The 10,337-nt window shown below is 28.5% G+C and carries 12 protein-coding genes; 11 read left to right on the forward strand and 1 reads right to left on the reverse strand.

The features are described from left to right. The 7 genes from ACVC2P_RS09060 to ACVC2P_RS09090 form a co-directional block, all read left to right on the forward strand. On the forward strand, nt 1-1,245 hold a 1,245-nt coding region (locus ACVC2P_RS09060; protein ID WP_452598154.1), incomplete at its 5' end, for a helix-turn-helix transcriptional regulator. A gap of 263 nt (nt 1,246-1,508) precedes the next feature. Next, a complete protein-coding gene (locus ACVC2P_RS09065; protein WP_452598155.1) occupies nt 1,509-2,168 on the forward strand; it encodes a hypothetical protein in 660 nt (219 codons plus the stop codon). A 5-nt stretch (nt 2,169-2,173) separates the two neighbouring features. After that, nucleotides 2,174-2,662 (forward strand): hypothetical protein, encoded by a 489-nt coding sequence (locus ACVC2P_RS09070; protein ID WP_452598156.1) that lies wholly within the window; start codon nt 2,174-2,176, stop codon nt 2,660-2,662. A 492-nt stretch (nt 2,663-3,154) separates the two neighbouring features. Beyond that, a complete protein-coding gene (locus ACVC2P_RS09075; protein ID WP_452598157.1) occupies nt 3,155-3,730 on the forward strand; it encodes a non-canonical purine NTP diphosphatase in 576 nt (191 codons plus the stop codon). 599 nt (nt 3,731-4,329) lie between these two features. Beyond that, complete coding sequence (locus tag ACVC2P_RS09080) at nt 4,330-4,476, forward strand: hypothetical protein (RefSeq protein ID WP_452598158.1); 147 nt, start codon at nt 4,330-4,332, stop codon at nt 4,474-4,476. A gap of 50 nt (nt 4,477-4,526) precedes the next feature. After that, the gene (locus ACVC2P_RS09085) at nt 4,527-4,685 is read left to right on the forward strand and encodes a bacteriocin (RefSeq protein WP_452598159.1); all 159 of its coding nucleotides are present in this window, start codon (nt 4,527-4,529) and stop codon (nt 4,683-4,685) included. Between the two features lie 186 nt (nt 4,686-4,871). Continuing rightward, complete coding sequence (locus tag ACVC2P_RS09090; RefSeq protein ID WP_452598160.1) at nt 4,872-5,045, forward strand: hypothetical protein; 174 nt, start codon at nt 4,872-4,874, stop codon at nt 5,043-5,045. Nucleotides 5,046-5,398: 353 nt separating this feature from the next. Here ACVC2P_RS09090 and ACVC2P_RS09095 read toward each other — a convergent pair whose 3' ends face one another. Next, nucleotides 5,399-7,108 carry a helix-turn-helix domain-containing protein gene (locus tag ACVC2P_RS09095; RefSeq protein WP_452598161.1) on the reverse strand — a complete coding sequence of 570 codons (1,710 nt, stop codon included), beginning with the start codon at nt 7,106-7,108 and terminating at the stop codon, nt 5,399-5,401. Between the two features lie 198 nt (nt 7,109-7,306). Here ACVC2P_RS09095 and ACVC2P_RS09100 point away from each other — a divergent pair, with 198 nt between their 5' ends. The 4 genes from ACVC2P_RS09100 to ACVC2P_RS09115 form a co-directional block, all read left to right on the forward strand. Beyond that, nucleotides 7,307-7,507, forward strand: a complete 201-nt coding sequence (locus ACVC2P_RS09100) for a hypothetical protein (RefSeq protein WP_452598162.1) — start codon at nt 7,307-7,309, stop codon at nt 7,505-7,507. Nucleotides 7,508-7,538: 31 nt separating this feature from the next. Further along, complete coding sequence (locus ACVC2P_RS09105; RefSeq protein ID WP_452598163.1) at nt 7,539-7,736, forward strand: hypothetical protein; 198 nt, start codon at nt 7,539-7,541, stop codon at nt 7,734-7,736. A 258-nt stretch (nt 7,737-7,994) separates the two neighbouring features. Beyond that, complete coding sequence (locus tag ACVC2P_RS09110; protein WP_452598164.1) at nt 7,995-9,791, forward strand: DEAD/DEAH box helicase; 1,797 nt, start codon at nt 7,995-7,997, stop codon at nt 9,789-9,791. 197 nt (nt 9,792-9,988) lie between these two features. Beyond that, nucleotides 9,989-10,337, forward strand: a 349-nt coding sequence (locus tag ACVC2P_RS09115; protein WP_452598165.1) for a carboxypeptidase-like regulatory domain-containing protein, incomplete at its 3' end; no start/stop codon positions are given.

Consider the following 10,337-nt stretch of genomic DNA (forward strand, 5'->3'; position numbering starts at 1 on the left):
AAAGGTAGAGCATATTATGAAAAAGCAACTAATTGTACACAAACTCTAAAAGATCCAATATTTTATTCTTCATCGAGCAACAATATCGCACTACTCCTTTTACAAGAAAAAAAATATACTATAGCAGAAGATTACTTAAAAAGATCATTATCTTCCTTAGATACTCTAAAACTCCATCATAAAAGGTTTTACTACAATGTTATTGAAAACTTTGGACACCTTAATAAATTAAAAAATAACACTAAAAAGTCTATAACAAACTATAAGCGTGTTTTAAATTATAGAGTAAAACAAACAGACACTTTTGAATTAATTAATATTCGTTTAAATATTCATAGACTACTAAAAGACAACTATCAATCTACAAATGAGTATAATGTAATCTTTAAAGAAAATGCATTAAAAACTAACGCCATAGTTAAAGCTGTAGACATAATTAAATTAAACGAACACTTGATAACAGATATTAAACAATTTTATGATGACATTTTAAATCTAGATAATTTATCAAGCCTTAACATTTTATCTTATAATGACTATGTTAATTTTTTAGTTAAGGGAATTGGGTATTATAAAACTGAATCTAATAGAGTTACCTCAGATTTCTTAGAAATAAAAAAAGAACAATTCAATAATTCTTTATCCCAAAAAACATATAAGAATAATGCTCTAAAGCAACAACTATTAATTCTTATTGGTATTATTTTATTGGGTATTGCTATTGTTTACTTTTACTACCGCAAAAAAGAATCTAAGTATCGTAAATTAATTAATAACTACGCACATGTAACCAATGAAAATGATAAAAACAAAGAGTTCTTGTTAAATAGAAATAAAGATATTGAAAATATTAAAAATCAATTTAAAACAGTATTAGAGCTCGAAGACGAATTAATTAAAGAAATAATTAAAGTGTCTAAACAAGACCAAGTTTCTCTTAATGATATAAAATCTGTTATAACAAGACATAAATCTAAAGTTAATACTAATTTAAACGATAAATTAATTAGCGATTTTGAAAAAATTGATAATTTATTTTATAAGACTCTAGTTAATCGTTTTCCAAATTTATCTAAATCAGAAATTGAAATTTGTAAACTCATTAGACTTGGCTTAAGTAGTAAAGAAATCGCCGATATTAGAAAAACATCTCTTAACTCTGTAAAAATGAATCGCTACAGGATTAGAAAAAAAATGGAATTAAATAGGGAAGATGATTTAGTTCTTTTTATAAAAGAATTATAATTATTACTTCTATTTTTAAGGTTTTACCTAAATACTTCTTGTATTTTATTAAGCTATTAATCTAAACAACCACAACATTTAAAACACTTAAAAACAACAATTTACACAGAACAGAAACTTTAAAACTACTAAGTTGTTACTTTTTGTATACTACTAAAATAGCTTCAACTATAATTAAATCATGCAATTTCACCTGAGATTTATACTATAGCATGATTATTAAAAAAGAATATTATTTATCTTTTTGGATCACATTAATTACGTTGGCACATACCTACGCATCTTTCGCTCAAGTTGGTATCAATACAACTAATCCCACCGAGACATTGGACGTTAATGGAACATTGAGAGTTAGAGACATCCCAACATCTAACTCCAATTCTACTTTTTTAACAACAAATTCAGATGGTAATGTTACACAGTCTTCCTTCTTTACCTTATTTAAAGTAGAGTTTGATACTGCTATGAGTAACGTAGATGCTACTGTATCTGGAATTAATACAGTAAATAATATAGATTTAGGTTTAACTAATACCATTACCATACCAGCTAATAAAGAAGCCTTAATTATTACTAATTATTCTGTTCCACTGGGTGTAAGTTCATCTCCTTCTAATCCAATTTTTACTTACTGTGGCATTCGTTTTTTAATTGACGGTGTTGAGGATCCATCAGGATCCCGAAAATCTACTATAATTCCTGATAATGGTAATAGTATTTTTAGAATGACAACTATTTCATGCGTTTATTTAAAATACTTTCCATCTAGTCCAACAAACACTACAATAACCATTTCATTAAATGGCTATGTAGAACAGCATAGTAATTCCTCAAACACATATCGTTTTAACATGTGGTCTCCAACGGGTCCTAATTTTAATTGGGGAAGTGCAAGTATTAATACTCAATTATTTTTAAAATAACTATAATGAAACAAATAACTCACCCTCTACTATGTATTATAATAACTCTCCTTTCTTGTTCTTGTTCAAATACTAAAAACAAAACCAGTAGCAGTAACGATATATTACATAGCGAAGTACTAAATACTATTATACAATTCCATAACGGGATGCGAGAACGTAATGGGGATTTAGCCATTAAATCGTGGCATGAACACGCTTCTAGCTATAATATTACTATAGATAAAAATAATAACTCTAAAAAGACTGTAGATTCTCCTCCTGTTAATCTCGAAAATATAAAACAATGGCTAAACACTACTAAGGATGATTTAGATGAAAAAATCTATAACACTAAAGTATTTGTAGACGGAGATTTAGCAATGGCATGGGTGCCTTATGATTTTTACAGAAATAATAAATTATCGCATACAGGAACTAATGCTTTTACTTTAATTAAAATAGATTCAAAATGGAAAATAGTAAGCGTAAGCGATACTCGTTATATGAAATAAAAACCCCTTGAAGTAGCTTTCAAAACAGGGATAGTATATTACTACTTTATTATCTACATCATTATTAATAGTATTTAGTACTTCATCCTACTCTATTTCGTATATTTTTAATCATAAGATAGTAAATTTGCATAAAATAGAGTATTAAAAATGATTTAATAAGCGCCTATTATTTAAAAAATGGTAATGATATTAATAAGTACTCCCACTTATGTAGTAATTAGCTATCCCTATATTAATTATAACTTAAAATAATATTCTTTATACTAAAGGTTAGGTTTTTTATGAAATAGTGCTTTGCAAACCAGTATTATATAATTAATAGCTATTTTGAGTTAATACCCAACTCAAAAGTTTAGCATAATACTTTCTATAATGAAATAAAACCAATACTTCTATTTAAATTTTACTTAGCATTTTGTTCTAGCATTAATTTTACTAAAAAAGAAAACGTTTTAAAGTGTTACTTTTGATTTTCTAAAATACAACACCATGCAACTCGTATTCGCTACAAATAATTTAAATAAACTAAAAGAAGTACAAAGCTTAATCCCAAAACATATACAATTGTTAAGCCTAAAGGATATTAATTGCTTAGAGGATATTCCAGAAACCCAACCGACCATAGAAGGGAATGCTATACAAAAAGCCGACTATGTAAAAACAAACTATGGCTACGATTGCTTTGCAGATGATACCGGCTTAGAAGTTGAAGCCCTAAACGGGGAACCAGGTGTATTCTCTGCACGTTATGCAGGACCTCAACGAGATGCTAACAATAATATGAATTTATTATTAAATAATCTCGAAGATAAGAACACTAGAAACGCACAGTTTAAAACGGTTATTGCTTTGCATTTAAATGGCAAACTGGAAACATTTACAGGCATTTGCGAAGGTGAAATTACGACTAATAAACGAGGTGATAAAGGCTTTGGTTACGACCCTATTTTTCAACCTAACGGTTATACCGAAACCTTTGCTGAAATAGATTTAGATTTAAAAAATAAAATTGGACATCGCGGAAAAGCGGTAATGGAATTGGTTGGTTTTTTGAATACTATATAAAATAAGGAAATTAATTCAATTACTATGCTTAATACAATTTTTTAGTTGTATTAATTCCAATGATAATGGCAATAAACAACTTATCTCAGTTAAAATAACACTCTAAAAGACGCTTTTAAAACGGCTACTAAAGATACTTATTTTAAACATTTTACTAAACTCATAAGTTAAAGAAATAAAATTTCAAAAGCTCCTTATATTATTCCCTCATTACTCTTATGCTTTATAGGCTATTCAATGATCTTAAAAATTTCTCTTTTATTTGATTCTGAATTTATGTAATGGCAAAAGCCCTAACTGTTTAAAATTGTTACTCAAAAATCAATTTTCTTTCCTTTTCTTTCAAAAAAACAATCTCATTTCCAGATACAGGCTCCTTTAACACAGTAGTTTATTCCCCAACAAAAACCAACACAAACCCCTAAATATAAGATACTTATAAAATAAATTCACATTTACCATATTTATAAATATGGGTTAAACTTAGTTTGCTTACTTCTTTTTTTTAAGATTTCTTTGAGTCATCAAATATAAGTAGTTACATACATTTTATAATATAGGATGCACTAGTAATAGTAAAAATAATTAAAGCACAAATTATGAAAACACAAACAAAAACATTAGAGTTTAAGAAGAATGCATTAGTTGAGTTAAGTAATAGCCAATTACAAGAAGTAACAGGAGGTTGGTATACAATCGCTACGATAATTACTTTTTCGTCGGACACTCTATGTTCTAAAGATTAAAACTAACTCTTAATCGAAAATCAATCATCAATCAAAAACACGAATACATTATGAAAGCACAAAAATACAACCTGTTACTATTTAACAAAAAATCAATTTTAGAATTATCTAATCAGGAGTTAAAAACAATTAACGGAGGTGGTTTTACATTAGGTACAATAGACATCATTACAATCATTACTAGAAATATAACAGATTCTGTTGTATAACACAAATTAGTATTTAGTAAGTAAATCACGCTATATATATAGATTATTAATAGTCATCGACTTTATCGAAATATACAATACAAATAACTTCTATAACATAAGCTAGTTTACTTATATATAAGTGATAATTATCTCATTTCACTATAAACTAACGAGATCTTAAACAATAAATTTAAAACACAAATTATGAAAACGCAAACGAAAAACAAATTAGATTTTAAAACGAATTCAGTAATAGAATTAAATCCAAATCAATTATTAGAAATTGAAGGAGGAAGCTCTACAGCTACTGCTATTACTACTACTATGGCATGTGGTATAGTAATAGGAATAGGAATAAGCCTTGCAATTACACACTAATTTATAGTTAGCAAAACAAAAAGTTGCCAGAATATGGCAACTTTTTGTTAATCTCTCACCAACTTAAGTAACCTTTTTAATATTTGCCTTTCCTAATTTTCCTTTTAAAAGAAGCTTTAAACCCTCTGTATTATGATGCTATTTTAACTTCAAAAGTATATACTATTACTCCATCGCTAAATATGCTTATTTTTTAATAGTATTTCTAGATTTTATATCCGTTTTATGTCACAAAAAATCATTTTAGCGTCATCCGTAATTTATTTAGCTTCTCCAATTTAAAAATTCGACAGCCCATAATTATGAAAATCAATTCTTTATAATAAGAGCCAGAAACTTGTTAAATTAAACACCTAAGTTTTTTTAGATAAATTCTTTATATACACAGAAGGGGAAATACCTGTAATTTCTTTAAAATACTTAGAAAACGTACTAGTTTTTTTATAACCAATCTCTTCTGCTATAGCTTTAATGGAATAAGCTCTAAGCGTTTTATTTCTCTTTAATTCTAGAACAACATAGTTTATTCTTAATTCATTAATATAGGTACTAAAATTTTTTCCTAAGTGATTATTTATAACTTTAGATAAATAAGAGGTGTTGGTTTTTAATTGTTTTGCGGTACTATGTAACGTACAATTTTGTTTTAAATAATAATGCTTGGCTTCCAATTTTTTAAGCTTTTCTAATATCGCTTCAAATTTATCATCATTGGCATTAAATTTTGGCTTTTCTTTTTGGATATTATATTTCGATTCTTTAAAAACAGACCTAGTAGCACCATCTCCTTTTATATTTAACATTGGCTCGTTTTTAAGTTCTTGTGCTTCGTAAGTTTTTATCTTATCCATTAAACTATTAAATAACTCTTTATTTTTATTTTCAATAATTTTATGTCTTATAAAGAATAATAGTAAAATGAGGCATACAGCTAGAAATGCTAGTATCCAATTGGTTTTCTCATTTTTCTGATCAGCTATTATGTTCGCTTTTACTGTTTCGGTAATTTCATGAGATTTTGACAACGCTTCCATATCTCTTTTTGCCTGCTGCTCTACCTCTAATGTATAAGCTTGGCTATATTCTACATACCTATCAATATTTCCTAACTGTAAATATCCGTTAGTTAATAACTTATAGTATTTATAAAAATCTTTTAAAGTAGCTCTCTTATTTTCACATATAATATCTTCTAGGATATTTACTTGCAAATTATATTTAGCTTGTTTTTCGTAGATTCTTGCTAAAATATATTCAGCTTCAACTGCATACTTTTTATGATGTATTTTTTTTACTAATTCCTTAGCTATATTAATAAACTTTAAAGCTAAATTAAATTCTTCTTTTTGTAGATATGCTTCAGCCTTCATTTTATTAAACAAATATTGAAACTTAATATTATTTCTCGCTTTTGAATCGATAAGACCTTCTTCTATTAATTTAAAAGTCTCATTTGGCATATTATGTTCTATAAAAGCTTGTATTAGATACAACCTTGTATATCTAAGCTGTCTCATATCATCGCCTCCTAATGCTTTTTCGTATGCTTTTATTCGCCCTTGCAACGCCCTATCTTCTACTTGATGAATTTTATACCTAATAAAATTAATCTCCCGATTTACATAATCTTCATCATTCTTACTTAAATTATTATCTTTTACTAGCTTTAGACTTTCTTCATAAAGTATTAGAGCTGCTTGGTTATAATTATATTCTTGAAAAACATCTGCTAAATCGACTTGGGTTAAAAATCTTTTTTTTGGTGTATTAGTATATTTTAACGCTTCTTCTGTGTAATATGTAATACTATCTAACTCATTATTGTTATAAAAAGCCATGGTTAAACAACCATATCCTAACAGAATACTATCATTGATGTTTCGTTTTTTATTTACTTCTATATACTTTTTTGAAAATAAAATTGCTTTAGCCGGTTCACTAAACATATTCTTTGTTAATTCTCTAAAGTAGTATTCACTTGTTTTTGCCATTTGTTCGTCTTGAAAATTAGAACAAGAAAACATCAAGAGAGTACTTAAAACAATAAGAAGATATTTAGCCATATTTATTACTTTTCGTTTAAGATAGTATTTAAAGTACAAGTTACAATTATACTAGGTTTAATACTTAAAAAAGTGTGCCCAATTTATAAATCGGACATTATCATTCCTTTAAAACAAAGGGATTATATTATACATTTGAAAACAACTACCATTAATATTTAAACTTTTCAATTCTTTTAATTATTAAATTTTAAAATCATGAAAACAAGAAAAAACATTTTTGAATTAAACAAAATCTCTATTGTAGAATTAAACCTAAAACAATTAGTCCAAATTAATGGTGGTACAGGACAAGAACTTGAAGGCAACACTAAATTAACATCTTCTGCTGGCTGTAACACTTTAGAAACTATAACAACAACTACGGCTACTATTGATACTATAAAAACAAAAAAATAGTACATAATTAATATCCCTAACATTTTACATTATGAAAACAAAATCAACTCCACTTACATATAGAAAAAATTCAGTTGTTGAATTAAATGTAAACGAATTATTACATGTAAAAGGTGGTTCTAATGAAAAACAAGAAGGAGGGACTAAAATTACATCTTCTAATGGTTGCAGTACTTTTGATGGAACGACGTCTGGTAATCATAACTCTCTTAATCATAATAAACCTTAAATTAGTTTTTTAACTTTTAAGTATTTCTTTTTGCCTTTATCTAGAGGGATTAAGAAATACTTAAAGTTATTATTCCTCACACAAACTAGCTATTGCTATTCTTAAATAAAGTCTTACCTTTGCACGCTGAAACCCAAGTGGTTTTATTGAATTCCTCAGAGAGAGGATGTGTTACTAGAAGTTTTAGGTTAAGTATGTTCGATGCGCTTCTATATGTAACACCAACATAATGATGACATTGAAATACTTATTACAAGAATGAACACATTCCAAGATTTAGGTCTTAACGAAGACTTATTAAATGCTATTACAGATTTAGGTTTCGAAAAACCGAGTGAAGTCCAAGACAAAGCCATTCCTATTTTATTAGAAGAAGAAACCGATTTAGTTGCTTTAGCACAAACTGGTACAGGAAAAACAGCAGCGTTTGGTTTTCCTATGCTTCAAAAAATTGATATTAATAGCCGCACAACACAAGGTTTAATTTTATCACCAACTCGTGAGCTTTGTTTACAAATTGCTAACGAGATGAAACAGTATGGTAAATACTGTAATGGTCTTAATGTTGTTGCTATTTATGGTGGTTCTAGTATTACAGATCAAGCAAGAGAAGTAAAACGTGGAGCTCAAATAATTGTAGCAACTCCTGGTCGTATGAAAGATATGATTAGCCGACGTTTGGTAGATATTTCTAAAATTGAATATTCTGTTTTAGATGAAGCCGACGAAATGCTAAACATGGGGTTTAAAGAAGATATTACAGATATTTTATCACATACTCCAGAAGATAAAAACACCTGGTTATTTTCTGCTACCATGCCAAGAGAGGTAGCAGCAATAGCAAAAAACTTTATGGTTAACCCACAGGAAATTACTGTAGGACACAAAAACCAGAGTACAAATAACGTATCTCATGAATACTATTTAGTAAATGCAAGAGACCGTTACCAAGCCTTAAAACGTTTAGCCGATGCTAATCCAGATATATTTTCGGTAATATTTTGTAGAACAAAAAGAGATACTCAAAAAGTTGCAGAACAGTTAATTGAAGATGGTTATAGTGCAGGTGCATTACATGGAGATTTAAGTCAAAATCAACGTGATATTGTGATGAAACAATTTAGATCACGCCAAATACAAATGCTAGTAGCTACAGATGTAGCAGCTCGTGGTATAGATGTAGACGATGTTACACATGTAATTAACTACCAATTAAGCGACGAAGTAGAAACCTATACGCACCGTTCTGGAAGAACTGGACGTGCAGGAAAAACTGGGGTTTCTATGGTTATTGTATCAAAGAGTGAGGTACGTAGACTTAAAAGCATAGAGCGCATTATAAACAAAAAGTTTGAGCTTAAAGAAATTCCTAACGGAATGGAAATTTGCGAAGTACAATTAATGTCTTTAGCAAATAAAATTCATAATACAGAAATTAATCATGAGATTGATAAGTATTTAGAAGATATAAATGCATTATTTGAAGATACTAGTAAAGAAGAATTAATTAAAAAGTTTTTCTCTGTAGAGTTTACTCGTTTCTTTAACTATTACCAAAAAGCTAAAGATTTAAATATTAAACCAGGTCAAGACTCTGGTAGAGAAAGTCGCTCTGGAGGTAGAGCCGCTCGCTACTTTATTAACGTTGGTGAAAAAGATGGTTTCGATTGGATGAAGCTAAAAGACTTTTTAAAAGAGCAATTAGGCTTAGGCCGCGATGATGTTTTTAAAGTAGATACAAAAGACACTTTCTCTTTCTTTAATACAGAAAAAGAACACCAAGAAAAAGTATTAGCTTTCTTTACAGATTTTAAGCACAATGGTCGTTTTGTAAATGTAGAAATTACTGAAGATAAACCTAACCGAGGTGGTAGAGGTCGCGGAAGACGTAGAGATGATAAAAAAGGTGGTGGAGACAGAAGACGTAACGACAGACGTTCTAGTGGCCCTAGAAACGATTCTAAACGTAATGATAGAAGACGCAGTGATAACAATGAATCTCGCTCTAGACGCTCAGACGCTGGTGCCTCTAGACCAAGGCGTTCAAGAAGATAATTAATAGTAAAAAACACCTCAAACTTTAAAATTGTTTGAGGTGTTTTTTTAGGTAACCATAGCATTTAATAGTGTAAATCTTCAGTTTTTTAATAGACAAGTTTAAACTTATTTGTTAATTTTTAGTCAAAATAACGACCTGTATTATATAGTGTGTTAATTTCTTTACTATTTTTACAATTCTTATATACTTAAATATGAAGCACTTTTTAATCTTATTTACTTTACTTATTGGCACTACATTTTGTTATGCGCAAGAGGTAGAAAAAGATACAGAAGTCAAAGGAACCATAGTAGATGCTTCTACAGATAAAGCTTTAGAAGGTGTTAATATTGTAAACATAAATCAAGTTATAGGTACTTCTACTACTAAAGATGGTACATTCGAACTTAAAGCTAAAGCTAACGATACGTTGCATTTATCGTACCTAGGTTATAAATCTATTAAAGTTAGGGTAACTAATGATTGGATAAAGTTTGGCAATTCTAAAATTACTTTAACAGAATTAGCATTAGCTTTAGAAGAAGTTGTTGTTTCCGATTTAA

The sequence above is a fragment of the Pontimicrobium sp. MEBiC01747 genome (assembly GCF_053601635.1).